Consider the following 25,257-nt stretch of genomic DNA (forward strand, 5'->3'; position numbering starts at 1 on the left):
TTCGGAGTCGGAAAAATGGCAAAAGGTAAATTCGAGCGCACGAAGCCTCACGTCAACGTGGGCACGATCGGCCACGTGGACCACGGCAAGACGACCCTGACGGCGGCCATCGCCACGGTGCTGTCTGCCAAGTTCGGCGGCGAAGCCAAGGCATACGACCAGATCGACGCAGCACCTGAAGAAAAGGCCCGCGGCATCACGATCAACACCGCACACGTGGAATACGAAACGGCCAACCGCCACTACGCCCACGTGGACTGCCCCGGCCACGCCGACTATGTGAAGAACATGATCACCGGCGCTGCCCAGATGGACGGCGCCATTCTGGTGTGCTCGGCCGCTGACGGCCCCATGCCCCAGACCCGCGAGCACATCCTGCTGGCCCGCCAGGTGGGCGTGCCTTACATCATCGTGTTCCTGAACAAGTGCGACATGGTCGACGACGAAGAGCTGCTCGAACTCGTCGAAATGGAAGTGCGCGAACTCCTGGACAAGTACAACTTCCCAGGCGACGACACCCCCATCGTGCGCGGCTCCGCCAAGCTGGCCCTGGAAGGCGACAAGGGTCCCCTGGGTGAAGAAGCCATCATGAAGCTGGCCGACGCCCTGGACAACTACATCCCCACGCCAGAGCGCGCTGTGGACGGTGCCTTCCTGATGCCCGTGGAAGACGTGTTCTCGATCTCCGGCCGCGGCACCGTGGTGACCGGCCGTATCGAGCGCGGCATTGTCAAGGTCGGCGAAGAAATCGAAATCGTCGGCATCAAGGACACCGTCAAGACCACCTGCACCGGCGTGGAAATGTTCCGCAAGCTGCTGGACCAAGGCCAGGCTGGCGACAACGTTGGCCTGCTGCTGCGCGGCACCAAGCGTGAAGACGTGGAGCGCGGCCAAGTGCTGTGCAAGCCCGGCTCGATCAAGCCACACACCCACTTCACGGCTGAAGTGTATGTGCTGAGCAAGGACGAAGGCGGCCGCCACACCCCGTTCTTCAACAACTACCGTCCTCAGTTCTACTTCCGCACGACCGACGTCACCGGCGCGATCGAGCTGCCAGCGGACAAGGAAATGGTCATGCCAGGCGACAACGTGTCGATCACCGTCAAGCTGATCAACCCCATCGCCATGGAAGAAGGCCTGCGCTTCGCCATCCGTGAAGGCGGCCGTACCGTCGGCGCCGGCGTCGTGGCCAAGATCATCGCCTAATAGCGTTACAGGGGTATAGCTCAATTGGCAGAGCGTTGGTCTCCAAAACCAAAGGTTGTAGGTTCGATTCCTACTGCCCCTGCCACTTGAATGTGGCCCCCAACAAGCCCGCCAGACCCTGGCGGGCTTCGGCGTCTTGGGCGACGCCGCGAATCGGAGCAGGAAACAATACACATGGCCACTTCTCAGGTTGAAACCGTCAATACCGGCGCTGACAAAGCCAAGCTCGCGGCTGTGGCTGCGCTGGTCATTGCATCGGTCGTTGGCTTTTACCTGCTGAGCAAGCAGGGTGCGATTGCCCAGTGGGCCGCATTGATCGTCGGACTGGTTGCTGCCGCTGCCGTGTTCCTGGTGTCCGAGCCAGGCCGGCAGTTTGTCGCGTTTGCGCGCGAAGCCTGGCGCGAGGTCAAGAAGGTCGTCTGGCCGACCCGCAAGGAGACCTTGCAGATGACGGCCTACGTGTTCGCGTTCGTCGTCGTCATGGCGCTCTTCCTGTGGTTCACCGACAAGACCCTCGAATGGGTTTTGTACGACCTGGTTTTGGGCTGGAGGAAGTAACGCCATGACAACCACCCCTGTGGACACCACCGGAGCCGAGGCTCTGGCACCTGCAACGCCGGGCAATCCCGATCTGCGCTGGTACATCGTCCATGCCTACTCGGGCATGGAAAAAGCGGTCGAGCGCAACATCGTGGAGCGCATCGGCCGTTCGGGCATGGAGACCAAGTTCGGTCGCATTCTCGTTCCCACCGAAGAAGTGGTGGAAATGAAGAACGGCCAGCGCAAGACCACCGAGCGCCGCCTGTTCCCTGGCTACGTCTTCGTTGAAATGGTCATGGACGACGACACCTGGCACCTGGTGAAGCACACCAACAAGGTCACGGGTTTCGTGGGCGGCGCCAAGAACCGCCCCGCCCCCATCTCGGAAGACGAAGTGCAGAAGATCGTCAGCCAGATGCAGGAAGGCACCGAAAAGCCCCGCCACAAGGTGGAGTTCATGGTGGGCGAGCTGGTGCGCGTCAAGGAAGGTCCGTTCACCGACTTCAATGGTTCGGTGGAAGAGGTGAACTACGAGAAGAGCCGTGTGCGGGTGTCCGTCATGATCTTCGGCCGTTCCACCCCGGTGGAGCTCGAATTCGGCCAGGTCGAGAAGACCTGACCCTGTCAGTTTTTTGGATGCCGCACCTTTCGACTCGGTGCGGATGAAAGTGTCGTGAGTCGTCAACCCCGGGGAGCTGCGGCCACATGGCCAAGGCGTTATCACCCGCAAGGAGTAAAGCATGGCGAAAAAAATCGTCGGTTTTATCAAGCTGCAAGTCCCAGCTGGTAAGGCCAATCCATCCCCACCCATCGGCCCAGCACTGGGTCAGCGTGGCCTCAACATCATGGAGTTCTGCAAGGCATTCAATGCGCAGACCCAGGGCGTTGAGCCAGGCCTGCCATTGCCCGTGGTCATCACGGCTTTCGCAGACAAGAGCTTCACCTTCATCATCAAGACGCCGCCTGCGACGACTTTGATCAAGAAGGCCATCAAGCTCGACAAGGGTTCTGCAAACCCGCTGAAGACCAAGGTCGGCAAGATCACGCGCGAACAGCTCGAAGAGATCGCCAAGACCAAGATGAAGGACATGAACGCTGCCAACGTCGACGCCGCTGTGCGCACGCTGGCTGGCTCTGCACGCTCGATGGGCGTGACGGTGGAGGGTTTGTAAGATGGCCAAGCTGACCAAGAAGCAAAAAGCCCTGCAAGGCAAAGTCGACAGCAACAAGCTGTACGCATTCGCCGATGCAGTCGTGATCGTGAAGGAAGCCGCTACGGCCAAGTTCGACGAATCCATCGACGTGGCCGTTCAACTTGGCATCGATGCCAAGAAGTCCGACCAGGTGGTTCGCGGCGCCGTGGTGCTGCCCAACGGTACCGGCAAGACGACCCGCGTGGCTGTGTTCGCCCAAGGCGCCAAGGCTGAAGAAGCCAAGGCTGCTGGTGCCGACATCGTCGGTATGGACGACCTGGCCGCCATGGTCAAGGCCGGCGACATGCCTTTCGACGTGGTGATCGCCGCCCCTGACGCCATGCGCGTCGTGGGTACGCTGGGCCAGATCCTGGGCCCGCGCGGCCTGATGCCCAACCCCAAGGTGGGCACCGTGACGCCTGACGTCGCTACGGCCGTGAAGAACGCCAAGGCTGGTCAAGTGCAGTTCCGCGTCGACAAGGCCGGTATCGTACACAGCACGATTGGCCGCCGCTCGTTCGACAACGACAAGCTGCAAGGCAACCTGGCTGCACTGATCGAAGCCCTGACCAAGGCCAAGCCTGCAACCAGCAAGGGTGTGTACCTGCGCAAGGTGGCCGTGTCCTCCACGATGGGCCTGGGTGTCCGCGTGGATACGCAGACCATCGCAGCGTAATTGCAAGAAATCTTCGGGTCGGCCTTCACGGGCAGGCCCGATGTGGTGGGCTGGGGCTGCTTCGGTAGCCACAGGCCATCCAAGACCGTTGGTGCGCGATCCGGTCGCGCTTAAAGACACAGAGACGCCAACGCAGATGGCGATCCCGCTGCAGATGGAAAATTTTTCCTGAACAGTTGGTCGCTGCAACAAGAGCGTGCACGAGGCAGTCGCCGAGTGCGCATTTTAAGGAGTAGACCTTGAGTCTTAATCGCAGTGAGAAAGAAGCGGTCATCAGTGAAGTGACCAGCCTCGCCGCTAAAGCTCAAACGCTTGTGATCGCGGAATACCGTGGCATCACGGTCGCCGACATGACCAAACTGCGTGTTGATGCTCGCAGCAAGGGCGTGACCCTGAGTGTTCTGAAGAACACCCTGGCTCGCCGTGCTGTAGCAGGCAGCGCATTTGACGTGGTGGCTGACCAGATGACCGGCCCGCTGATCTACGGCTTCTCCGAAGACGCTGTGGCCGCCGCCAAGGTGGTGGCCGATTTCGCGAAGACCAACGACAAGCTGGTGATTCGCGGTGGCGCTTTCGGTGGCAAGGCCCTGGATGTCAACGGCGTTAAGCAACTGGCCAACATTCCTTCCAAGGAAGTCCTGTTGGCTCAGATTTGTGGCTTGCTTATGTCCCCCATGTCGCGTACGGCCGTTGTGCTGGGCGCGCTGGCGGCCAAAAAAGGCGAAGGCGCTGCCGAAACGGCCGCCGAACCTGTCGCGGCCTGATGGCCCGATGGATAACCAACAAAATTGTTAGGAAATAAAAATGGCATTCGATAAAGACGCATTTTTGACCGCTCTGGACAGCATGACGGTTCTGGAACTCAATGACCTGGTGAAGGCCATTGAAGAGAAGTTTGGCGTGAGCGCTGCAGCCATGGCTGCACCTGCTGCCGGCGGCGGCGGCGCTGCTGCAGTGGCCGAAGAGAAGACGGAATTCAACGTGGTGCTGCTCGAAGCTGGCGCCAACAAGGTTTCCGTCATCAAGGCTGTGCGCGAAATCACCGGCCTGGGCCTCAAGGAAGCCAAGGACCTGGTGGACGGCGCTCCAAAGAACGTCAAGGAAGCTATTGCCAAGGCCGACGCCGAAGCAGCAGTCAAGAAGCTGGTGGAAGCCGGTGCCAAGGCTGAACTGAAGTAATTCAGTCCCCCTCAAGGGCTGGAGTGCTCCTCGCGGGCCTCCAGCCTTTGGTGCTTTCAGAGCGCACCCGAAAGCCGCATCTCCAAAGCGGTTTTCGAGTGTCTTCTGACAACCCCGACAGCAGAAGATACCTTGGTTCGGGTGATGTGCAACGCATCGCCGTCCGCCATGGTTGGTAGTGGCCAACCGCCAAGCCCGCAAGGAGGAGAGCCTTTGCGGGTCAGTCGTCGAAGACCCAGGACTCATGTCTTTGCCCGGAGATCTCATGGCCTATTCCTATACCGAACGCAAGCGAATCCGCAAAAGTTTCGGCAGCCGCGACAGCGTGCTGGAAGTTCCTTATCTGCTGCAGATGCAGAAGGACGCATACACCGCCTTCCTGCAGGCTGATAAAGCACCGCAAAAACGCACCATTGAAGGTCTGCAGGCTGCCTTTGACGCTGCCTTCCCCATCGTCTCGCACAACGGGTTTGTGGAGATGAAGTTCATCGAGTACAACCTGGCCAAGCCGGCTTTCGACGTGCGCGAGTGCCAGACCCGTGGTCTGACCTTCGCCTCGGCCGTGCGCGCCAAGGTGCAGTTGATCATCTATGACCGCGAGTCCTCGACGTCGCAGTCCAAGGTGGTCAAGGAAGTCAAGGAACAAGAGGTCTACATGGGCGAAGTGCCCCTGATGACCGAAAAGGGCTCCTTCATCATCAACGGCACGGAACGCGTGATCGTTTCGCAGCTGCACCGTTCGCCTGGCGTGTTCTTCGAACACGACAAGGGCAAGACGCACAGCTCGGGCAAGCTGCTGTTCTCGGCGCGCATCATCCCCTACCGCGGCTCCTGGCTGGACTTCGAATTCGACCCGAAGGACATCCTGTACTTCCGCGTGGACCGTCGCCGCAAGATGCCGGTCACTATCCTGCTCAAGGCCATCGGCCTGAACCCCGAGTCCATCCTCGCGAACTTCTTCGTGAACGACAACTTCCGCATCATGGACAGCGGTGCGCAGATGGAATTCGTGTCCGAGCGCCTGCGCGGCGAAGTCGCGCGTTTCGACATCACCGACAAGTCGGGCAAGGTCGTGGTCGCCAAGGACAAGCGCGTCACCGCACGCCACACCCGTGAACTGGAGCAGTCGGGCACCACGCACATCAGCGTGCCCGAAGACTTCCTGATCGGCCGCGTGGTGGCCCGCAACATCGTCGATACGGACACCGGCGAAATCATCGCCAAGGCCAACGACGAGCTGACCGAAGCGCTGCTCAAGAAGCTGCGCGTGGCCGGCATCCAGGACGTGCAGTGCATCTACACCAATGAACTCGACCAGGGCGCGTACATGTCGCAGACCCTGCGCATCGACGAAACGGTGGACGAGTTCGCAGCCCGCGTGGCCATCTACCGCATGATGCGCCCCGGCGAGCCGCCAACCGAAGACGCAGTGCAGGCCCTGTTCCAGCGCCTGTTCTACAACCCCGACACGTACGACCTGTCGCGCGTGGGCCGCATGAAGTTCAACGCCAAGATCGGCCGCGACGAATCCACCGGCCCCATGGTGCTGTCCAACGAGGACATCCTGGCCGTGGTCAAGATCCTGGTGGACCTGCGCAACGGCAACGGCGAAGTCGATGACATCGATCACCTGGGCAACCGCCGCGTGCGCTGCGTGGGCGAACTGGCCGAAAACCAGTACCGCACCGGCCTGGCACGTATCGAGAAGGCCGTGAAGGAGCGTCTGGGCCAGGCCGAGCAAGAGCCGCTGATGCCGCACGACCTGATCAACAGCAAGCCGATCTCGGCCGCCCTGAAGGAATTCTTCGGTGCCTCGCAGCTGTCGCAGTTCATGGACCAGACCAACCCCCTGGCCGAAATCACGCACAAGCGCCGTGTTTCCGCACTGGGCCCGGGCGGTCTGACCCGCGAACGCGCAGGCTTCGAAGTGCGTGACGTGCACGTGACCCATTACGGCCGCGTCTGCCCTATCGAAACGCCTGAAGGCCCGAACATCGGCCTGATCAACTCGCTGGCCCTGTACGCCCGCCTGAACGAGTACGGTTTCATCGAGACCCCGTACCGCCGCGTGGTGGACGCCAAGGTCACGAACGAGATCGACTACCTGTCGGCCATCGAAGAAGGCAAGTACGTGATCGCGCAGGCCAACGCCCTGCTCGACAAGGACGGCCGCCTGACGGGTGACCTGGTGTCGGCCCGTGAAAAGGGTGAATCCATCCTGTGCGGCGCAGACCGCGTGCAGTACATGGACGTGTCGCCCGCGCAGATCGTGTCGGTGGCCGCCTCGCTGGTTCCGTTCCTGGAGCACGACGATGCGAACCGCGCGCTGATGGGCGCCAACATGTCGCGCCAGGCCGTGCCTGTGCTGCGTCCCGAGAAGCCCCTGGTGGGCACGGGCATCGAGCGCGTGGCCGCAGTCGACTCCGGCACCGTGGTCACGGCCAGCCGTGGCGGTGTGGTGGACTACGTGGATGCCACCCGCATCGTGGTGCGTGTGAACGACGTCGAAGCCGTTGCCGGCGAAGTGGGCGTGGACATCTACAACCTCATCAAGTACCAGCGTTCCAACCAGAACACCAACATCCACCAGCGTCCCATCGTCAAGAAGGGCGACATGCTGGTCAAGGGTGACGTGATCGCCGACGGCGCATCGACGGACTTCGGCGAAATCGCCATTGGCCAGAACATGCTGATCGCCTTCATGCCCTGGAACGGCTACAACTTCGAAGATTCGATCCTGATCTCCGAACGCGTGGTGGCCGAAGACCGCTACACCTCGATCCACATCGAGGAACTGGTGGTCATGGCCCGCGACACGAAGCTGGGTGCGGAAGAAATCACGCGCGACATTCCGAACCTGTCGGAGCAGCAACTGAACCGCCTGGACGAGTCCGGCATCATCTACGTGGGCGCCGAAGTGCAGCCCGGCGATACGCTGGTCGGCAAGGTCACGCCCAAGGGCGAGACCACCCTCACGCCCGAAGAGAAGCTGCTGCGCGCCATCTTCGGCGAGAAGGCTTCCGACGTGAAGGACACCTCGCTGCGCGTGGACCAGGGCTCGCAAGGCACCGTGATCGACGTGCAGGTGTTCACCCGCGAAGGCATCCAGCGCGACAAGCGCGCCCAGCAGATCATCGACGATGAACTCAAGCGCTTCCGCCTGGACCTGAACGACCAACTGCGCATCGTCGAGGCCGACGCCTTCGACCGTATCGAGAAGCTGCTCAACGGCCGTGTGGCCAACGGCGGCCCGCAAAAGCTGGCCAAGGGCACGAAGATCGACAAGGCCTACCTGGCCTCGGTGGAAAAGTTCCACTGGTTCGACATCCGCCCTGCCGAAGACGAAGTCGCCACCCAGCTCGAATCCATCAAGAACGCTCTGGAGCAGACGCGCCACAGCTTCGACCTGGCTTTCGAGGAAAAGCGCAAGAAGCTCACGCAAGGCGACGAGCTGCCAGCGGGCGTGCTCAAGATGGTCAAGGTCTACCTGGCCGTCAAGCGCCGCCTGCAGCCTGGTGACAAGATGGCCGGCCGCCACGGCAACAAGGGTGTGGTCTCCAAGATCGTTCCTGTCGAAGACATGCCCTACATGGCCGACGGCACCCCTGCCGACATCGTGCTGAACCCGCTGGGCGTGCCTTCGCGGATGAACATCGGGCAGGTGCTCGAAGTCCATCTGGGCTGGGCCGGCAAGGGCATCGGCCAGCGCATCGGCGACATGCTGCAGCAGGAAACCAAGGCGGCGGAAATGCGCACCTTCCTCGAAGAGGTGTACAACTCGCGCGGCCGCAAGGAAGACCTGTCGCAGCTGACGGACGAAGACGTGCTGGCCATGGCCGGGCATCTGACCGCTGGCGTGCCTTACGCGACCCCCGTGTTCGATGGTGCTTCGGAAGAAGAAATCATGGACATGCTCAAGCTGGCCTACCCCGACGACATCGCTGCGCGCAAGGGCCTGACGCCCACGCGCACGCAGGCCTACCTGCACGATGGCCGCACCGGTGACCGCTTCGAGCGTCCCACCACCATTGGCTACATGCACTACCTGAAGCTGCACCACTTGGTGGACGACAAGATGCATGCGCGTTCCACGGGTCCGTACTCCCTGGTCACGCAGCAGCCGCTGGGCGGCAAGGCCCAGTTCGGTGGCCAGCGTTTCGGGGAAATGGAAGTGTGGGCGCTGGAAGCCTACGGTGCAGCCTACGTCCTGCAGGAAATGCTCACCGTCAAGTCCGACGACGTGGTGGGCCGTACCAAGGTGTACGAGTCCATCGTCAAGGGCGAACACGCGATCGAAGCCGGCATGCCGGAATCGTTCAATGTGCTGGTCAAGGAAATCCGCTCGCTGGGCCTTGATATCGAGCTGGAACGCTCCTAAGCGGAAAAGGAAAGAGTCACTATGAAATCGCTACTCGACCTGTTCAAGCAATTCACGCCGGATGAGCACTTCGATGCCATCCGCATCGGCATGGCTTCGCCCGAGAAGATCCGTTCGTGGTCCTTCGGCGAAGTGAAGAAGCCCGAAACCATCAACTACCGCACGTTCAAGCCCGAGCGCGACGGCCTGTTCTGCGCCAAGATCTTCGGCCCCATCAAGGACTACGAATGCCTGTGCGGCAAGTACAAGCGCCTCAAGCACCGCGGCGTGATCTGCGAGAAGTGCGGCGTTGAAGTCACGCAGACCAAGGTGCGCCGCGAGCGCATGGGCCACATCGATCTGGCCGCCCCCTGCGCACACATCTGGTTCCTGAAGTCGCTGCCATCGCGCCTGGGCCTGGTGCTGGACATGACGCTGCGCGACATCGAACGCGTGCTGTACTTTGAAGCCTACGTGGTGACCGACCCCGGCATGACCCCGCTGAAGAAGTTCAGCATCATGTCCGAGGACGACTACGACGCCAAGCGCAAGGAATACGGCGACGAGTTCATCGCCAAGATGGGCGCCGAAGGCATCAAGGACCTGCTGGAATCCATCGACATCGACCTGTCGATCGAACGCCTGCGCGGCGACCTGACCGGCTCCGAAGTCAAGGTCAAGAAGAACGCCAAGCGCCTGAAGGTGCTCGAAGCGTTCAAGAAGTCGGGTATCAAGCCCGAGTGGATGGTGCTCGAAGTGCTGCCCGTGCTGCCACCGGACCTGCGTCCGCTGGTGCCGCTGGACGGCGGCCGCTTCGCAACGTCCGACCTGAACGACCTGTACCGCCGCGTCATCAACCGCAACAGCCGCCTGCGCCGCCTGCTGGAATTGAAGGCCCCTGAAATCATCGCCCGCAACGAAAAGCGGATGCTGCAGGAAGCCGTGGACTCGCTGCTGGACAACGGCCGCCGTGGCAAGGCCATGACGGGCGCCAACAAGCGCGCCCTGAAGTCGCTGGCCGACATGATCAAGGGCAAGTCCGGCCGTTTCCGCCAGAACTTGCTGGGCAAGCGCGTGGACTACTCCGGTCGTTCCGTGATCACCGTGGGCCCGACGCTCAAGCTGCACCAGTGCGGCCTGCCCAAGCTGATGGCCCTGGAGCTGTTCAAGCCCTTCATCTTCTCGCGCCTGGAAGCCATGGGCATCGCGACGACGATCAAGGCCGCCAAGAAGGAAGTCGAATCCGGCACGCCGGTGGTGTGGGACATCCTGGAAGAGGTCATCAAGGAACACCCGGTGATGCTCAACCGTGCGCCTACGCTGCACCGCCTGGGCATCCAGGCGTTCGAGCCCATCCTGATCGAAGGCAAGGCGATCCAGCTGCACCCCCTCGTCTGCGCGGCCTTCAACGCCGACTTCGACGGTGACCAGATGGCCGTCCACGTCCCGCTGTCGGTCGAAGCGCAGATGGAAGCCCGCACGCTGATGCTGGCCTCCAACAACGTGCTGTTCCCGGCTTCGGGCGAACCCTCCATCGTTCCTTCGCAGGACGTGGTGCTGGGCCTGTACTACGCCACCCGTGACCGTATCAACGGCAAGGGCGAAGGCCTGATCTTCGCCGACACCGGCGAAGTGCAGCGCGCCTTCGACGCGGGCGAGGTCGAGTTGGCCACGCGCATCAATGTGCGCCTGACCGAATGGTCCAAGAACAAGGACACCGGCGAGTTCGTGCCCGAAGTCAAGATGGTGGAAACGACCACTGGGCGTGCATTGCTGTCCGAGATCCTGCCCAAGGGCCTGCCATTCTCGAACATCAACAAGGCGCTCAAGAAGAAGGAAATCTCCAAGCTCATCAACGTTTCCTTCCGCAAGTGCGGTCTGAAGGAAACGGTGGTGTTCGCCGACAAGCTGCTGCAAAACGGTTTCCGCCTGGCCACCCGCGCCGGCATCTCCATCTGCATCGACGACATGCTGGTGCCGCCACAGAAGGCCGGCATCATCGAGCGCTCCGAGAAGGAAGTGAAGGAGATCGAGCAGCAGTACGTCTCGGGTCTGGTGACCTCCGGCGAGCGCTACAACAAGGTGGTGGACATCTGGGGCAAGGCCGGCGACGAAGTGTCCAAGGTGATGATGGCCCAGCTGTCCAAGCAAAAGGTCATCGACCGCCACGGCAAGGAAGTGGACCAGGAGTCCTTCAACTCCATCTACATGATGGCCGACTCGGGTGCCCGCGGCTCTGCCGCCCAGATCCGCCAGGTGGCCGGCATGCGGGGTCTGATGGCCAAGCCTGACGGCTCGATCATCGAGACGCCCATTACCGCGAACTTCCGCGAAGGCCTGAACGTGCTGGAGTACTTCATCTCCACCCACGGTGCCCGTAAGGGTCTGGCCGACACGGCGCTGAAGACGGCCAACTCCGGCTACCTGACGCGCCGCCTGGTGGACGTGACGCAGGATCTGGTCGTGACCGAAGAGGATTGCGGCACCGCCAATGGCTCGCTGATGCGCGCCATCGTCGAAGGCGGTGAAGTGATCGAATCGCTGCGCGACCGTATCCTGGGCCGCACCGCTGCCGAAGACGTGCTGCACCCCGAGACCCGCAAGGTGCTGGTGCCTGCCGGCGTGATGCTGGAAGAAGACCTCATCGAGGAAATCGAAGCCGCTGGCGTGGACGAAGTCAAGGTGCGCACGGCGCTGACCTGCGAAACCCGCTACGGCCTGTGCGCCAAGTGCTACGGACGCGACTTGGGCCGCGGCGGCCTGATCAACCTCGGCGAAGCCGTGGGTGTGATTGCTGCCCAGTCCATCGGCGAACCCGGCACGCAGCTGACCATGCGGACCTTCCACATCGGTGGTGCCGCATCGCGCGCTGCCATCGCCTCGAGCGTGGAAGCCAAGTCCAACGGTGTGATCGGCTTCAATGCCACGATGCGCTACGTGAGCAACACCAAGGGCGAGCTGGTGGTGATTGCGCGTTCGGGTGAAATCATCATCCACGACGAGCATGGCCGCGAGCGCGAGCGCCACAAGGTGCCGTACGGCGCCCTGCTGACGGTCAAGGCCGACCAGTCCATCAAGGCCGGCACCATCCTGGCCAACTGGGATCCGCTGACGCGCCCGATCATTACCGAGTTCGCCGGCCAGGTGAAGTTCGAGAACGTCGAGGAAGGCCTCACGGTCGCCAAGCAGCTCGACGAAGTGACCGGTCTGTCCACCCTGGTGGTGATCGACCCCAAGCGCCGCGGCGCAGCCAAGGTCGTGCGTCCGCAGGTCAAGCTGATCGATGCGCAGAACAACGAAGTGAAGATCCCTGGCACCGACCACTCGGTGACCATCGGCTTCCAGATCGGTTCGCTCATCCAGGTGCGTGACGGCCAGGACGTGGGCCCCGGCGAAGTGCTGGCGCGTATTCCGGTCGAAGGCCAGAAGACCCGCGACATCACCGGGGGTCTGCCCCGCGTTGCCGAGCTGTTCGAAGCCCGTACCCCGAAGGACAAGGGCACGCTGGCCGAGATGACCGGTACCGTGTCGTTCGGCAAGGAAACCAAGGGCAAGGTCCGCCTGCAGATCACCGACCCCGAAGGCCATGTGTTCGAAGAACTCGTGCCCAAGGAAAAGAACATCCTGGTGCACGAAGGCCAGGTGGTGAACAAGGGCGAGTCCATCGTCGACGGCCCGGCCGATCCGCAGGACATCCTGCGCCTCTTGGGCATCGAAGAGCTGTCGCGCTACATCGTCGATGAAGTGCAGGACGTGTACCGCTTGCAGGGCGTGAAGATCAACGACAAGCACATTGAGGTGATCGTTCGCCAGATGCTGCGCCGCGTCGTGGTCGAGAACGTCGGCGAGTCGAACTACATCGGTGGCGAGCAGGTCGAGCGTTCCGAGATCCTCAACACCAACGATGCACTGCAGTCCGAAGGCAAGATTCCTGCGACCTACAGCAACCTGCTGCTGGGTATCACGAAGGCGTCTCTGTCCACCGACTCGTTCATCTCGGCGGCTTCCTTCCAGGAAACCACCCGCGTGCTCACCGAGGCTGCCATCATGGGCAAGCGCGACGAGCTGCGTGGCCTGAAGGAAAACGTGATCGTGGGTCGCCTGATCCCAGCTGGTACCGGCATGGCCTACCACCAGGCGCGCAAGGCCAAGGACGCCATGGACGACGCCGAGCGCCGTGCCATCGCCGAAGCCGAAGCCGCTGAAATGGCAGCCTCGTCCACCGACGATGCCACGGAAGTCGAAGGCAGCAGCACCACCACCGCCACGGACGCTTCCGCAGACTAAAGCCAGTTGGCACCGGACAAGGAGACCCCAGCGATGCAATGTGCGGCGCATGGGGACCTGGTCCGGCGCAGGTCGAGGCTCTGAAGCGCTCCCGCCCTGTCCCTGGACAGGCCGGGAGCGTTTTTACTGGTGCGGTAGAGCGCTCCGATTTTTTCCCGTTTCCTGTTTCCTCTTTCTCGGCCACGGGCTGCCCCTGCAGCGCACGCCCCTGGCAATGTGTATGTGGTCATCGCCCCTTTTCTGGATTTTTGTCGCCATCATGCTGTTCTGGGCCCTGGGGGCCTACAACCGCCTGACACGGCTGCGCTCCTCTGTGGTCCAGGCTTTTGGCGCGGTGGACGCCCACCTCGTGCGCCTGATGGCACTGCTCGGTGAATTCGATGCCGTCCAGGGCCACCACCACATCTCGGACCCCGCCATGCCCGGCGGCATTGCGGACCATTTGCCGCAGCCGCAGGGCCCGGTGCTGGACCCCGCCAAGGTGGCGGCCTTGCGCGGCGCCACCACGCAGATGGGCGCATCGCTGGCCGTGGCGCGCTCGCAGCCTCTGCAGCGCGATGCGCTGGCCGCACTCACCGCGGCGCGCAGCGTGCTCGACGCCACCTGGCGCAGCGTGGTGACCGAGGCCGATGGCCCCGGCGCCAGGGACATGCTGGCGCCCTGGTCCATCCGCTGGGAAGAGCACCATGCGCAGATCGATCTGGCTGTGCAGGTGATCAACCATGCGGCCGCGCAGCACGACGCCGCCATCCACCAGTTTCCCGCCCGTGTGCTCGCCTGGATTTTCGGCTTCAAGGCCACCAAGGGGCTGTGATGAAGGCGCCCCGGCCCCCTTTCTTTTGACCGCCAGCGCACCTGTGCGCCGGCACCACGAGGCACCCACCATGCATCCAGCCCCCTCCCACCCTGCAGCGCCCGAAGGGCTGCGCCCTGATCGCAACCCCGCGCAAGCCGGTGCCGGCCGCGGAGGCGATGCGCAGCAGGTGGCGCTGTGGCAGCAGCTCATCGCCGTGGCTGGCGTGCTCCAGTCCATCCGCGAAGGTGTCTCGGGCACGGCCGCGCTGGACGCGGTCAGCACCACGCTGCGCCCCGGCGTGCAGGCCCTGCTGTTCCATGTGCTGCGCAACCTCGGGCGTGCGGAGGCCCTGCGGCGCCAACTGGCCAAGCGTCCGCCGCCGCCCGACGCGGACGCGCTGCTGTGCAGCGCATTGGCGCTGTGCTGGCGTGCCGACGAAGCACCCTACGAGCCCTTCACCCTGGTCAACCAGGCGGTGGAGGCGGCCAAGCGGCACCCCGCCACGCGCGCCCAGTCTTCATTCATCAATGCCTGCCTGCGGCGCTTCCTGCGCGAAAGCGATGCGTTGGTGGCGGCCACCGATGCCGACCCCGTGGCGCGCTGGAACCATCCGCTGTGGTGGATCAAGCGTCTGCAGAAGGACCACCCCCAGCAGTGGGAGCAGATCCTGCACGCCAACAACACCCACGCCCCGATGGCGCTGCGCGTGAACCGCCTGCAGGGCAGCCAAGCGCAGTACCAGCAGGAACTGGCCGACCTGGGGTCCGGTGCCGACGCGGCAGGCACCGATGGCCTGGTGCTGCACCGGCCACTGCCGGTGCAGGTGCTGCCTGGCTTTGCCCAGGGCCGGGTATCGGTGCAGGACATGGCGGCCCAGCAGGCGGCCCCGCTGCTGCTGCAGGGCATGGATCGCGCGCGCGAGCTGCGCGTGCTGGACGCCTGCGCCGCACCCGGTGGCAAGACGGCCCACCTGCTGGAGATGGCCGGGGAGGGCGCTGCGCTGCAGGTGACAGCGCTGGAGATCGACGCCACGCGCGCCGAGCGCATCCACCAGACCCTTTCGCGCCTGGGCCTGGCCGCCCAGGTGCTGGTGGCCGACGCCGCCCGGCCTGAGGCCTGGTGGCAGGCGGCCAATGGCGGGGCGCGGTTCGATGCCATCCTGCTCGACGCGCCGTGCACGGCGTCCGGCATCGTGCGGCGCCACCCCGACGTGCGCTGGCTGCGCCGCGAGACGGACATCGCCCAGCTCGCAGCCCTGCAAAAGCAGCTGCTGGCCAGCCTGTGGCCGCTGGTCGCGCCGGGCGGGCGGCTGCTGTACTGCACCTGCTCCGTCTTCCGTGCGGAGGGCGATGCGCAGGTGCAAACGTTTCTTGCACACAACACCGATGCACATTTGCTCCCCTCGCCCGGGCATTTAATCCCCCGCGCACCGGACAAGCAGGGGGCTGTCCCGGACAATCGATTCGGTGATCACGACGGATTTTTTTACGCACTGTTGCAAAAATCGGCCGACTGAGCGCTTGGCAGCTCGTTGGATGTGGATTGGTGCGCTTTTGGTGCTGATTACCTTTCTGGCATGGCCGATGTCCGCCCTGGCAGAGGCCAACCGCGGCGAAGTCGCCGAACTGCGCCTGCAGCGCCTGGACGATGGCATCTACCTGAGCACCAGCCTGGAATTCGACCTGCCCGAGCTCGCCGAGGATGCCCTGCGCAAGGGCATTCCTATGTACTTCGTGATGGAAGCGCAGGTCATGCGTGACCGCTGGTACTGGTCCGACCGCCTGGTGGCCGAGGCCACGCGCTACCTTCGGCTGAGCTACCAGCCCCTGACCCGGCGCTGGCGGCTGAGCACCTCTGCATCCCCCATCACCAACACCGGCCTGGGGGTAGCGCTGGGTCAGAATTTCGACGATCTGGAAGATGCGCTGTCGGCAATGCAGCGGGTTTCGCGCTGGAAGATCGCAGAAGCTGCCGCGATCGATGCCGATACGGGCCATACGATACAGTTTCGGTTCAGGCTCGACATGTCGCAACTGCCCCGTCCGTTCCAGATCGGCGCCGTGGGCCGCTCCGGCTGGAACCTGCTCGTCTCGCGCTCCGGGCGCCTCGCCTTGCCGGAAGGCGCCAAGTGACACCCGGCCCTGCGTCGCCAGCGTCGGCTTCGGCCCATCTGGCGGCGCGCCAGTCCCGCGCCGTGCGCTGGGCGGTAGGGGTGGGGGCGGCCATCATGTCCGCCATCGGGCTGGTGCTCCTGTTCCTGCTGACGCTGGCCACCAACAACCGCGCCTTGTACGAGCGCAATTACGCCTGGCTCTTCGGCGTGAACGTGCTGGTGGCCCTTTTGCTGCTGGCGGTGCTGGGCTGGGTGGCGGTGCGCCTGTGGCTGCGCCTGCGCCGGGGCCGGTTTGGCAGCCGTCTGCTGGTCAAGCTGGCGGCCATCTTTGCGCTGGTCGGCCTGGTGCCGGGCCTGCTGATCTATGTGGTGTCCTACCAGTTCGTGACCCGCTCCATCGAAAGCTGGTTCGACGTGAAGGTGGAGGGGGCTCTGTCCGCCGGGGTGAACCTGGCGCGTGTGTCGCTCGATGCCCTGGCCACCGACATGGCCTCCAAGACGCGCACCGCCAGTGCCCAGGTGGCGCAGGTCCCCGACACCTCCGCCGGAGTGGTGCTCGAACGCATCCGCGACCAGTTGGGGGCCACCGACGTCATCCTGTGGAACAGTGCCGGGCAGGCCGTGGCCAGCGCTGGCCAGTCCCGTTTCAGCCTGAACCCCGAGCGGCCCGGTGTGCCGCTGCTGCGCACGGTGCGCCAGCAGCGGGCGCTGACGCAGATCGAGGGACTGGACGACATTGCCGACCCTGCCGCGGTGCAGAACGCGCGCGTAAAGATCATCGCCCTGGTCAGCAGCCCTGCGGTGGGCCTGCTGGCCGAGCCGCGCTACCTGCAGGCCACGCTGATGCTGCCTCCGGCCCTGGTGGAGAACGCTATCGCCGTGCAGGAGGCCAACCGCGAGTACCAGGAGCGCGCGCTGGCACGTGGCGGCCTGCGGCGCATGTACGTGGGCACGCTCACGCTGAGCCTGTTCCTGGCCGTCTTCGGTGCCGTGCTGCTGGCCGTGCTGCTCGGCAACCAGCTGGTGCGGCCGCTGCTGGTGCTGGCCGAGGGGGTGCGCGAAGTCGCCGCCGGCAACCTCAGCCCCAAGGCGGCCCTGCAGGGCAAGGACGAACTCGGCGGCCTGACCCGCTCGTTCGCGCTCATGACCCAGCAGCTGGCCGATGCCAGGGGCGCGGTGGAGCAGAGCATGAGCGAAGTGGATGCGGCGCGCGCCAACCTGCAGACCATCCTCGACAACCTCACTGCCGGGGTGATGGTGCTCGATGGCGCGGGCACCATCCGCTCGTCCAATCCAGGCGCCACGCGCATCCTGCGTGCGCCCATGGCCGCCTTCGAGGGGCAGGCACTGGCCGGGGTGCCCGGCCTGGCCGACTTTGCCGCCGCCGTGCAAAAGCAGTTTGCCGCCTTTCTGGGCGAGCGCGACCACCACGGGCTGGACCACTGGCAGCACCCGTTCGAGCTGCACGCCTCGCTCGCAGGGGTCGGGCAGCATGCGACCAGCATCATTGCGCGGGGTGCGGAACTCCCGGATTCGACCCGTCTGTTGGTTTTTGACGACATTTCTGAAATCGTTTCGGCGCAGCGCGCACAGGCCTGGGGCGAGGTTGCGCGGCGCCTCGCGCACGAGATCAAGAACCCCCTGACGCCCATTCAGTTGTCGGCCGAAAGGCTGGAGATGAAGCTCACCGGCAAGGTCGCGGCCACCGAGCAGGCCGTGCTCACCAAGTCGGTCAAGACCATCGTGGAACAGGTCGACGCCATGAAGCGCCTGGTCAACGAATTCAGGGACTACGCGCGCCTGCCGGCCGCCGAGTTGCACGCGCTGGACATCAACGCGCTGGTGGCCGACGTGCTCCATCTGTACGGCGAGGAAAACGCCACAGTCCCCGTGAAAGCTGAGCTGGACGCGCGTTGCCCGGCGATCGCAGGCGACGCGCAGCAGTTGCGCCAGGTGGTACACAACCTGCTGCAGAACGCCCAGGACGCGACCGAACAAGCCCGTGCGGCGGGCGGCGAAAACCTGCCGGCCGTGCGCATCACGACGCGCTGGAGCGAGTCTTCCGGGCGGGTGCGGCTCACGGTTTCGGACAGCGGAAGCGGCTTTCCTGCGCACATCCTGCAGCGCGCTTTCGAGCCCTACGTCACCACCAAGCCGCGTGGCACCGGCCTGGGTCTGGCGGTGGTCAAAAAGATCGCGGACGAGCACGGAGCCCGCATCGACCTGTCCAACCGGGTCGAAGATGGCGTGGTGCGGGGCGCCCAAGTGTCGTTATCATTCGCCACTGAACCAGCGGTGGCGGCATAACAACAACGCCCCGCAGTACCTCCCAAGGCGCTTCAACACACATGGCAAACATTCTGGTGGTCGACGATGAGCTCGGCATTCGTGACCTGTTGTCCGAAATCCTGAACGACGAAGGCCACAGCGTGGACCTCGCAGAGAACGCGACACAGGCCCGCGCGGCGCGTGCCGGCAGCAGCTATGACCTGGTGCTGCTGGACATCTGGATGCCCGACACCGATGGCGTGTCGCTGCTCAAGGAGTGGGCCACCGGCGGAATACTGACCATGCCCGTCATCATGATGAGCGGCCACGCCACCATCGACACGGCGGTGGAAGCCACCCGCATCGGTGCCTTCTCCTTCCTGGAAAAGCCCATCACTCTGCAAAAGCTGCTCAAGGCGGTGGAGCAGGGCCTGGCGCGCAACGCCGCCCACCATGCGGCCCCTGTGGCGGCCGTGCAGGCACCGGCCGCAGCACCAGCCGACGCGCCTTTCACCCAGGTGCCCGTGATTGCCGCCCTCTCCGGGGTGGAGGCTGGCCCGCATTCGCACCAGGGGTTCGATCTGGACCGCCCGTTGCGCGAAGCGCGCGATGGCTTCGAAAAGGCCTATTTCGAATTCCACCTTGCCCGCGAAGGCGGGTCGATGACCCGCGTGGCCGAAAAGACCGGCCTGGAGCGCACCCACCTGTACCGCAAGCTGCGCCAACTGGGCGTGGACCTGGGTCGCGGAAAGCGCGTTTGAAGAAAAATTTCTGCAGCAAATCTTTTTGGCCCGAATTTTCTGGCTATAATTTGAGGCTCAGGCCCGGTAGCTCAGTCGGTAGAGCAGAGGATTGAAAATCCTTGTGTCGGTGGTTCGATTCCGCCCCAGGCCACCAAATCGCAAACGCCCCAGTACTTTCAACGGTGCTGGGGCGTTTTTGCATTGGGATGGCGCCTATCGCGGGCGCGTGGTGGGTCATTTCCTGCTGGACGGCGGGCTTGCCTGTTTCCTAAGATGGCTGCCGTGCATACACCATCCCCAGACCCATCTTCGTTTTTGCAGCCATCGGCTGGCGCACTCGCACAGGCGCTCGGCCTGCCGTTGTTCGAATCAAGCTGGCACATGCCGCAATACCCCGAGGGCGCCGTGGGGCGATGGCAAATACGGCGTGGCCGCGTGGGACTGGACCGTGGCTACCACAGTGGCCCCTGTGTCGCGGCGGATTCCGCCTTGCTCCTGCGCAAGGGGGCAGGCGATCACTGGGAAACCTGGATGTCGCTCTCACCCTTCGAGATCGAAAGCCAGGAACTGGCGTGCCGCCATGCGCATGGGCACACGGTCGTGATGGGCCTGGGCATGGGCTGGACCACGGCCAACATCGCGCTGCAACCCGCCGTACAGCGGGTCACGGTGGTGGAGCGCGACAGGGATGTGCTGGAACTGTTCGATCGGTGCCGCGTGCTTGCCGGCCTGCCGGCATCGGCTGCGGACAAAGTGGAGCTGGTGGCGGCTGACGCCCTGGAGTGGCGGCCTGCGCCCGGCATGCCTCCAGTCGACTTTCTGTTTGCCGACATCTGGCTGGGCATTGCAGAACCGAGGACGCTGTCCGACGTACAGCGCATGCAGTCCCACCTGCAGGCGCGCGCAGTGTATTTCTGGGGGCAGGAACTGGTACTGGGTGTCCAGGCGCGCGCACTGGCACAGCCCGACGATGGCCTGCGGTGGGCGCATGCCCTGGAGGCGGCAGCCCATGCGACCGGTCTGCCATTGCTCCAGCAGCCCACGGCAGGCTATCCGGACTTCGTTGCCCGGGTGCTGCAATTGTGCGACGGCCCCCCGCAGTTGCCCTGAGCACGCTGTGGCAGCCCATGGGCCGGTCGGTACGTGTTTGCAAAAAATTCCACACAGCTGTTGACGGGGTTGTAAAGACTCTTTACAGTCCGTCTCCATCGCGGTCCTTGCCGCACACCATTCGTCCCCAACCGCTTCCCAGCAGGATCTACCGTGAACGCAGCCGACACCCTCGCCAGCACTCGTCCCGTACCGGACCGGCTGCTCGTGCGCGTCGCGTTGTGTGCTGTTGCCCTGCGCAAGCTGCCGTGCCTGACCGCGCAATGGTGCGACGCGCATGGCCATGGGGATCCGCTGCTACCGGGTGGAGGGGGCGCATAGGCGCATATTCCCCTCCAAGCGCTCTTCGCAGAGGCCCGGGCACCGCAAGGTTCCGGGCCTTTTTGTTTTTCAACCTGGGCGGCGTGCCGGTCTTATCCACCCCTGCAGTGATCGCGCTGCAGCGCACCGCTCATTCACAACTTGCTGCGGGGCCTGGCCGAACGCTGGAATCGGCGCTGCGACCCCGCCTGTGTGGACCTCCGGAATCTGGCCGGGCGGCCCGCTCCATTGCGGGTGTGTCTTCCCGACACCGCCAACTATCAGCCGCCTGGACGGCCTGGCGGGAAGTGCAGAAGGGACGGCCGCTTCTGTGCAGCTATTGCCAAGGGCGCGCGCCGGCCGTTGCGTTGCCCATCGCGTGAGGACACAAGCGAAATGGGCCATTCTCTTTCTTCGGCCCCGGTGGCGAAGCTGGCATGCGAGCTTGTCATGGACGCAAGATTTTGGGAGTTCGACTCTCTCCTGGGGCCCCGTTTTTATTCCGCTGACTCAGTGGCCAGAGTGCCTCCCTGTCGGGGCCTGTTCACCCTGATTTCGCAACCCCCGAAATCAGGGTGAACAAGCCCCAGGAAGCCAGGGGTTCGATTCCCCTGCGGAACGCCATTTGTCTTCTCATTTTCCCGGTGCGGTAGCAAAGCGACCATGCGGCGGATTGCAAATCCGCAGACACCGGTTTGAATCCGGTCCGCACCTCCAATCTTCAGCCGGTATTTTTCTTTCATGGTGCGCGTAGCTCAATGGCAGAGCGACGGGTTGTGATCCCGCCGACGACGGTTCGATTCCGTTCGTGCACCCCATCACGCGCCGACGCCCCGGCCTCCAGCCCTGGGGTATCTGTTCGAATCGGACTGGAAAGGCCAGAGCCTGCGTGGACTGGTGAGACACCCTGTCGCAAGTCCGGTGAAAACCGCGCGCCCGGGCAGTGTCTCCCGACCCTGGTCTACCATGGTTCCCGTTCGCCAGTTCCCCGGTGAACGATGGCCTCCATGCCGCGCGATGGGGTGGGCTTCCCACCGCGGCGCCAGCCAGCCCCTGGGCACCGCCCGCGCACAACGCCCGTTGCGCGCAAGGCCGTCGCCGCCAGGCCGCCCGCCACCATGTCCCCATGCCATCGCTCGCGATGCCGACCGGCTCCGGGGTGCTCTTTTCGCCCGATCGCAAAGGACACCATGTCTGTCTCCGACCCCTTCCACCTGGCCTTGTCCCGCCCCCTGTTGTCCCCCGCGCAGCGCCATGCCATGGACCTGCTGCTCAGCCGGCATTCGCCCTGGCCGCTGGTCGAGCCGGCGCCCGATGCCGCTGCACTGGACCTGGTCTTCGCTGCCGCCATGCGCGCGCCCGACCATGGGCAACTGCGGCCCTGGCGCTTCGTCGTCGTGCGCGGCGATGCGCGCGCTGCGCTGGGTCAGGTGTTCGCGCGGGCGGCCCGGGCGCGCGACCCCTATGACGATGGCGAGCGTTTTCGCGGCAAGGCCGTGGCGGCACCGATGCTCGTGGCCCTGGTCGCCCATGTGAAGGTGCCGCACAAGGTGCCCGACGGCGAGCAGGTGCTGGCCACCGGTGCCGCCGTGATGAACATGCTCAACGCCCTGCACATCCTGGGCTTCGGCGGATTCTGGGCCACAGGCGCGAACTCACATGACGATAGTGTGAAGGCGGCATTGGGCCTGGGTGCCGCTGACCGCCTGCTGGGCTTTCTGTACATGGGCACGCCCAAGGACCGGCTGCCACCGCCCAATCGCCTGGATGCGGCCGACTTTGTACGCGAGTGGGTGCCGCCGGGGCCGGGCACCTTCAGTGTCCCGATTTGGAAATTCGTTGAATAAATCTACCGACAATCGCCGCCATGCGTCGTTGCAAATGCTCGCCATGCGCCCGGCATGTCTGCGCTTTGCGCCTAGCTTGGCAGCGATTTCGGCAGATTTCTTTCTTCAACGAACTTCCAACTCAGGACACTAGCCTGACTCAGACGGCCTGGGGCGAGGCCCCCATGCGCACGGCCAGGGCCGCCAGGCTGGTTGCCACGGCCAGCAACGTCACTCCCATCCAGCCCCATTGCGCCAGCAGCAGGCTGCCCAGGGCCGCACCGGCGGCCATGCCAATGAACATGCCCGTCATCAGCACGGCATTGAGCCGGCTGCGGGCGCCCGGGTCGATGCCATAGACCAGGGTCTGGTGCGCGATCAGGGCGGCCTGCACCCCGAGGTCAAAGCCGATGGCGCAGACCACCAGCAGGCACAGTTGGGCGGTGGGTCCCATCCACGGTGCCAGCGCCATCGCGGCAAAACACAGGGCGGCCAGGCCCGCGCCCAGGCGGGTGATGGGTTCCGGTCCCAGGCGGTCAGCCAGCCGGCCTGCCAGGGGCGCCGCCAGGGCACCGGCCGCGCCGGCCAGGCCAAAGGCGCCGGCGGCCGTGCTGCCCAGGTGGAAAGGCGCGCCATGCAGCATCACCGCCAGCGTAGACCAGAAGGCGCTGAACCCCACCGAGAGCAGGCCCTGCGCCAGGGCGGCGCGCCGCAGGCCGCGATGGCGCCACCACAATGCGCCCAACGAGGCCAGCAACTGGCCATAGGGCAGTTGGGTGGTGGGGCGAAAACGTGGCAGGCCCCGCCACACGGCCATGTCAATGGCGGCCACGCTCGCGGCAGCGGCCACGAACACGGTGCGCCAGCCGAAATGCTCGGCCACGAAGCCACTGACCACGCGCGACAGCAAAATACCCAGCAGCAGTCCGGTCATCACCGTGCCCACCACCTTGCCACGGTGTGCGGCGGGCGCCAGCGTGGCAGCGGCGGGCACGATGTCCTGCGCCAGGGTGGCGGTGATGCCGATCGCCAGGCTGGCCGCCAGCAGCACGCCGATGGCGGGCGCCGCTGCGGCGAGCAGCAGCGCACCCACCAGCGCGGCGGCCTTGGCGAGGATGATGCTGCGCCGGTCGAACCGGTCCCCGAGCGGTGCGAGCAACAGGATGCCCAGCGCATAGCCCAATTGCGTGAGCGTGGGCACCCAGCCCACGGGCTGGCCGGATGCGCCGAAGTCCGCCCCCAGCACGCCCAGCATGGGCTGGCTGTAGTACAGCGAGGCCACGCCCAGGCCGGCCCCGGCCGCCAGCAGCAGCACCAGGGGCGCAGGAAGTGTGGGAGCGTCCGGCGCAGCCCCCTGGCCGCCGGGTGTGATGGCCATCGCCGCATCCGATTTTTGCATGAAAGACATGGTGTTAACCCTTGATGAAGCCTTGAACTCAAGTGTGCTCGGGGTCTGCCGCGCTTGGTAGTACGATGCTTTGCACATTGGATATACGTTCATTGCATGACCAAAAACACTGCCTTTGACCCACCGAGCCCACGGTCCGCCGGCCCGGCGCCCCAGGCGGGCACTGGCGGTGTGCTGGGCAACCGCCTGCAGCTGATGGAGACCTTTGTGCGCATCGTCGAGGCCGGCAGCCTTTCGGCCGCCGCAGCGCAGATGCATGCCACCCAGCCCACGGTGAGCCGGCGCCTGCAGGCGCTGGAGCAGTCCCTGGGGCTGCGCCTGCTGCAGCGCTCCACCCACACCATGCGCCTCACGGTGGACGGAGAGCGTTGCTACCAGCGGGCCAAGGCGCTGCTGGCGAGCTGGGCCTCCTTCGAGGCCGACCTGCGCGGTGCGCAGGAGGAGCCCGAGGGCACGCTGCGCGTGGCCATGCCGCACGCCTTCGGGCAGGAGATGTTCGTGGGACCGCTGGCGCAGTTCCTGCACGCGCACCCGCGCGTGTCGGTCGAATGGCTGCTGCGGGACGATGTGCGCGATTTCATTGGCGCGGGCATCGACTGCGCCATCCAGGTCGGCGAACCGGCCGACCCGGCGGTGGTGGCCATTCGCCTGGCCGAGGTGCCGCGCATCGTGGTGGGTGCGCCGTCCCTGCTGGGGCCCGGGGGCACGGTGCCCACGGATCCGGACGGACTGGCGGCCTTGCCCTGGCTGGCACTGCACACCTACTACCGCAGTGAGCTGGCGCTCACCCACGCCACCACGGGGGAAACGCGCCGCATCGCCTTTCGCCCGCGCGTGAGCACCGATAGCCTGTATGCCCTGCGCAGCGCGGCAAAGCTGGGGCTCGGGGTCTGCGCGGGCTCGGCCTGGCTGATGCAGCAGGAACTGGTCCAGGGGGCGCTGGTGCAGCTGGCACCCCAATGGCAGCCGGCGCCGCTGCCGATGTTCCTGATTTATCCGCATGCCCGCTTCTACCCTTCGCGCCTGCTGCGCTTCGTGTCGGCCATGCGCGAGGCGGTGCCGGCCATGATCGTGCCGAAACAGGCCCCCTGAGGCAGCTCCTGGCGCTGGCCGGGGGGCTTCCAGCGCCATGGCACAATCCCGCTCCCCTGCGCAGGACCCGGCCATGGCCGGATCCCGAGCCACGGCTGCGCCACCAGACAGCCTTCGCCCTGTGGCGTGGCGTGGCTGCGCGCAGTCGCCGTCCTTCTTTCTG

At 64.7% G+C, this 25,257-nt stretch carries 18 protein-coding genes and 5 tRNA genes; 22 read left to right on the plus strand and 1 reads right to left on the minus strand.

The genetic code is table 11. The annotated features are described in order from the left end of the window. The first annotated feature begins 15 nt into the window (after nucleotides 1-15). The 21 genes from tuf (at nucleotide 16) to AC0IZS_RS11055 (ending at nucleotide 22,615) form a co-directional block, all read left to right on the plus strand. Complete coding sequence (gene tuf / locus AC0IZS_RS10955) at nucleotides 16-1,206, plus strand: elongation factor Tu (RefSeq protein ID WP_471635610.1); 1,191 nt, start codon at nucleotides 16-18, stop codon at nucleotides 1,204-1,206. A gap of 9 nt (nucleotides 1,207-1,215) precedes the next feature. After that, nucleotides 1,216-1,291, plus strand: a tRNA-Trp gene (locus AC0IZS_RS10960). A gap of 89 nt (nucleotides 1,292-1,380) precedes the next feature. After that, nucleotides 1,381-1,764, plus strand: coding sequence for a preprotein translocase subunit SecE (secE, locus tag AC0IZS_RS10965; protein ID WP_471635651.1), 384 nt, complete (start codon nucleotides 1,381-1,383; stop codon nucleotides 1,762-1,764). A gap of 4 nt (nucleotides 1,765-1,768) precedes the next feature. Then, the gene (gene nusG / locus AC0IZS_RS10970) at nucleotides 1,769-2,365 is read left to right on the plus strand and encodes a transcription termination/antitermination protein NusG (protein ID WP_007850053.1); all 597 of its coding nucleotides are present in this window, start codon (nucleotides 1,769-1,771) and stop codon (nucleotides 2,363-2,365) included. A gap of 121 nt (nucleotides 2,366-2,486) precedes the next feature. Further along, nucleotides 2,487-2,918 (plus strand): 50S ribosomal protein L11, encoded by a 432-nt coding sequence (gene rplK, locus AC0IZS_RS10975; protein ID WP_322594129.1) that lies wholly within the window; start codon nucleotides 2,487-2,489, stop codon nucleotides 2,916-2,918. A gap of 1 nt (nucleotide 2,919) precedes the next feature. Next, nucleotides 2,920-3,615, plus strand: coding sequence for a 50S ribosomal protein L1 (gene rplA / locus AC0IZS_RS10980; protein WP_057199792.1), 696 nt, complete (start codon nucleotides 2,920-2,922; stop codon nucleotides 3,613-3,615). Nucleotides 3,616-3,854: 239 nt separating this feature from the next. Continuing rightward, on the plus strand, nucleotides 3,855-4,379 hold the full coding sequence (gene rplJ, locus AC0IZS_RS10985) for a 50S ribosomal protein L10 (protein WP_056165010.1): 525 nt from the start codon (nucleotides 3,855-3,857) through the stop codon (nucleotides 4,377-4,379). A 40-nt stretch (nucleotides 4,380-4,419) separates the two neighbouring features. Beyond that, complete coding sequence (gene rplL, locus AC0IZS_RS10990; protein ID WP_436132806.1) at nucleotides 4,420-4,794, plus strand: 50S ribosomal protein L7/L12; 375 nt, start codon at nucleotides 4,420-4,422, stop codon at nucleotides 4,792-4,794. A gap of 265 nt (nucleotides 4,795-5,059) precedes the next feature. Further along, complete coding sequence (rpoB, locus tag AC0IZS_RS10995; protein WP_471635652.1) at nucleotides 5,060-9,172, plus strand: DNA-directed RNA polymerase subunit beta; 4,113 nt, start codon at nucleotides 5,060-5,062, stop codon at nucleotides 9,170-9,172. A gap of 21 nt (nucleotides 9,173-9,193) precedes the next feature. Continuing rightward, nucleotides 9,194-13,438 (plus strand): DNA-directed RNA polymerase subunit beta', encoded by a 4,245-nt coding sequence (gene rpoC, locus AC0IZS_RS11000; protein ID WP_471635653.1) that lies wholly within the window; start codon nucleotides 9,194-9,196, stop codon nucleotides 13,436-13,438. A 259-nt stretch (nucleotides 13,439-13,697) separates the two neighbouring features. Continuing rightward, nucleotides 13,698-14,252 carry a LemA family protein gene (locus AC0IZS_RS11005; protein ID WP_471635654.1) on the plus strand — a complete coding sequence of 185 codons (555 nt, stop codon included), beginning with the start codon at nucleotides 13,698-13,700 and terminating at the stop codon, nucleotides 14,250-14,252. A gap of 70 nt (nucleotides 14,253-14,322) precedes the next feature. Then, nucleotides 14,323-15,750: a 16S rRNA (cytosine(967)-C(5))-methyltransferase RsmB gene (gene rsmB / locus AC0IZS_RS11010; protein ID WP_471635655.1), complete on the plus strand. Its 1,428-nt coding sequence runs from the start codon at nucleotides 14,323-14,325 to the stop codon at nucleotides 15,748-15,750. A 67-nt stretch (nucleotides 15,751-15,817) separates the two neighbouring features. Beyond that, nucleotides 15,818-16,366 (plus strand): DUF4390 domain-containing protein, encoded by a 549-nt coding sequence (locus AC0IZS_RS11015; protein ID WP_471635656.1) that lies wholly within the window; start codon nucleotides 15,818-15,820, stop codon nucleotides 16,364-16,366. Then, nucleotides 16,363-18,654, plus strand: coding sequence for a sensor histidine kinase (locus tag AC0IZS_RS11020; protein ID WP_471635657.1), 2,292 nt, complete (start codon nucleotides 16,363-16,365; stop codon nucleotides 18,652-18,654). Before AC0IZS_RS11015 ends, AC0IZS_RS11020 begins: the two co-directional genes overlap by 4 nt. Before the next feature lie 41 nt (nucleotides 18,655-18,695). Continuing rightward, nucleotides 18,696-19,376: a response regulator gene (locus AC0IZS_RS11025; RefSeq protein ID WP_471635658.1), complete on the plus strand. Its 681-nt coding sequence runs from the start codon at nucleotides 18,696-18,698 to the stop codon at nucleotides 19,374-19,376. 60 nt (nucleotides 19,377-19,436) lie between these two features. Further along, nucleotides 19,437-19,512: transfer RNA gene (locus tag AC0IZS_RS11030), tRNA-Phe, on the plus strand. Between the two features lie 377 nt (nucleotides 19,513-19,889). Further along, nucleotides 19,890-20,468 carry a hypothetical protein gene (locus AC0IZS_RS11035; RefSeq protein ID WP_471635659.1) on the plus strand — a complete coding sequence of 193 codons (579 nt, stop codon included), beginning with the start codon at nucleotides 19,890-19,892 and terminating at the stop codon, nucleotides 20,466-20,468. A gap of 717 nt (nucleotides 20,469-21,185) precedes the next feature. Next, nucleotides 21,186-21,259: transfer RNA gene (locus AC0IZS_RS11040), tRNA-Pro, on the plus strand. A 152-nt stretch (nucleotides 21,260-21,411) separates the two neighbouring features. After that, nucleotides 21,412-21,485, plus strand: a tRNA-Cys gene (locus AC0IZS_RS11045). A gap of 27 nt (nucleotides 21,486-21,512) precedes the next feature. Continuing rightward, a tRNA-His gene (locus tag AC0IZS_RS11050) sits at nucleotides 21,513-21,586 on the plus strand. Nucleotides 21,587-22,027: 441 nt separating this feature from the next. After that, nucleotides 22,028-22,615: a nitroreductase family protein gene (locus tag AC0IZS_RS11055; RefSeq protein WP_471639501.1), complete on the plus strand. Its 588-nt coding sequence runs from the start codon at nucleotides 22,028-22,030 to the stop codon at nucleotides 22,613-22,615. 139 nt (nucleotides 22,616-22,754) lie between these two features. On the opposite strand, the gene AC0IZS_RS11060 is transcribed toward AC0IZS_RS11055, so the two are convergent. Continuing rightward, nucleotides 22,755-24,002, minus strand: coding sequence for an MFS transporter (locus AC0IZS_RS11060; protein ID WP_471635660.1), 1,248 nt, complete (start codon nucleotides 24,000-24,002; stop codon nucleotides 22,755-22,757). A gap of 195 nt (nucleotides 24,003-24,197) precedes the next feature. Here AC0IZS_RS11060 and AC0IZS_RS11065 point away from each other — a divergent pair, with 195 nt between their 5' ends. Further along, nucleotides 24,198-25,094, plus strand: a complete 897-nt coding sequence (locus AC0IZS_RS11065) for a LysR family transcriptional regulator (protein ID WP_471639502.1) — start codon at nucleotides 24,198-24,200, stop codon at nucleotides 25,092-25,094. Nucleotides 25,095-25,257: the final 163 nt, after the last annotated feature.

The organism is Acidovorax sp. AC410, from assembly GCF_979253235.1.

What these genes read in the sequence shown, in the direction of transcription:
- tuf (WP_471635610.1), top strand. Translation starts at nt 16, where the DNA reads ATGGCAAAAGGTAAATTCGAGCGCACGAAGCCTCACGTCAACGTGGGC.
- secE (WP_471635651.1), top strand. Translation starts at nt 1,381, where the DNA reads ATGGCCACTTCTCAGGTTGAAACCGTCAATACCGGCGCTGACAAAGCC.
- nusG (WP_007850053.1), top strand. Translation starts at nt 1,769, where the DNA reads ATGACAACCACCCCTGTGGACACCACCGGAGCCGAGGCTCTGGCACCT.
- rplK (WP_322594129.1), top strand. Translation starts at nt 2,487, where the DNA reads ATGGCGAAAAAAATCGTCGGTTTTATCAAGCTGCAAGTCCCAGCTGGT.
- rplA (WP_057199792.1), top strand. Translation starts at nt 2,920, where the DNA reads ATGGCCAAGCTGACCAAGAAGCAAAAAGCCCTGCAAGGCAAAGTCGAC.
- rplL (WP_436132806.1), top strand. Translation starts at nt 4,420, where the DNA reads ATGGCATTCGATAAAGACGCATTTTTGACCGCTCTGGACAGCATGACG.
- rpoB (WP_471635652.1), top strand. Translation starts at nt 5,060, where the DNA reads ATGGCCTATTCCTATACCGAACGCAAGCGAATCCGCAAAAGTTTCGGC.
- rpoC (WP_471635653.1), top strand. Translation starts at nt 9,194, where the DNA reads ATGAAATCGCTACTCGACCTGTTCAAGCAATTCACGCCGGATGAGCAC.
- AC0IZS_RS11005 (WP_471635654.1), top strand. Translation starts at nt 13,698, where the DNA reads ATGCTGTTCTGGGCCCTGGGGGCCTACAACCGCCTGACACGGCTGCGC.
- rsmB (WP_471635655.1), top strand. Translation starts at nt 14,323, where the DNA reads ATGCATCCAGCCCCCTCCCACCCTGCAGCGCCCGAAGGGCTGCGCCCT.
- AC0IZS_RS11015 (WP_471635656.1), top strand. Translation starts at nt 15,818, where the DNA reads ATGTCCGCCCTGGCAGAGGCCAACCGCGGCGAAGTCGCCGAACTGCGC.
- AC0IZS_RS11025 (WP_471635658.1), top strand. Translation starts at nt 18,696, where the DNA reads ATGGCAAACATTCTGGTGGTCGACGATGAGCTCGGCATTCGTGACCTG.
- AC0IZS_RS11035 (WP_471635659.1), top strand. Translation starts at nt 19,890, where the DNA reads ATGTCGCTCTCACCCTTCGAGATCGAAAGCCAGGAACTGGCGTGCCGC.
- AC0IZS_RS11055 (WP_471639501.1), top strand. Translation starts at nt 22,028, where the DNA reads ATGGACCTGCTGCTCAGCCGGCATTCGCCCTGGCCGCTGGTCGAGCCG.
- AC0IZS_RS11060 (WP_471635660.1), bottom strand. Translation starts at nt 24,002, where the DNA reads ATGTCTTTCATGCAAAAATCGGATGCGGCGATGGCCATCACACCCGGC.
- AC0IZS_RS11065 (WP_471639502.1), top strand. Translation starts at nt 24,198, where the DNA reads ATGGAGACCTTTGTGCGCATCGTCGAGGCCGGCAGCCTTTCGGCCGCC.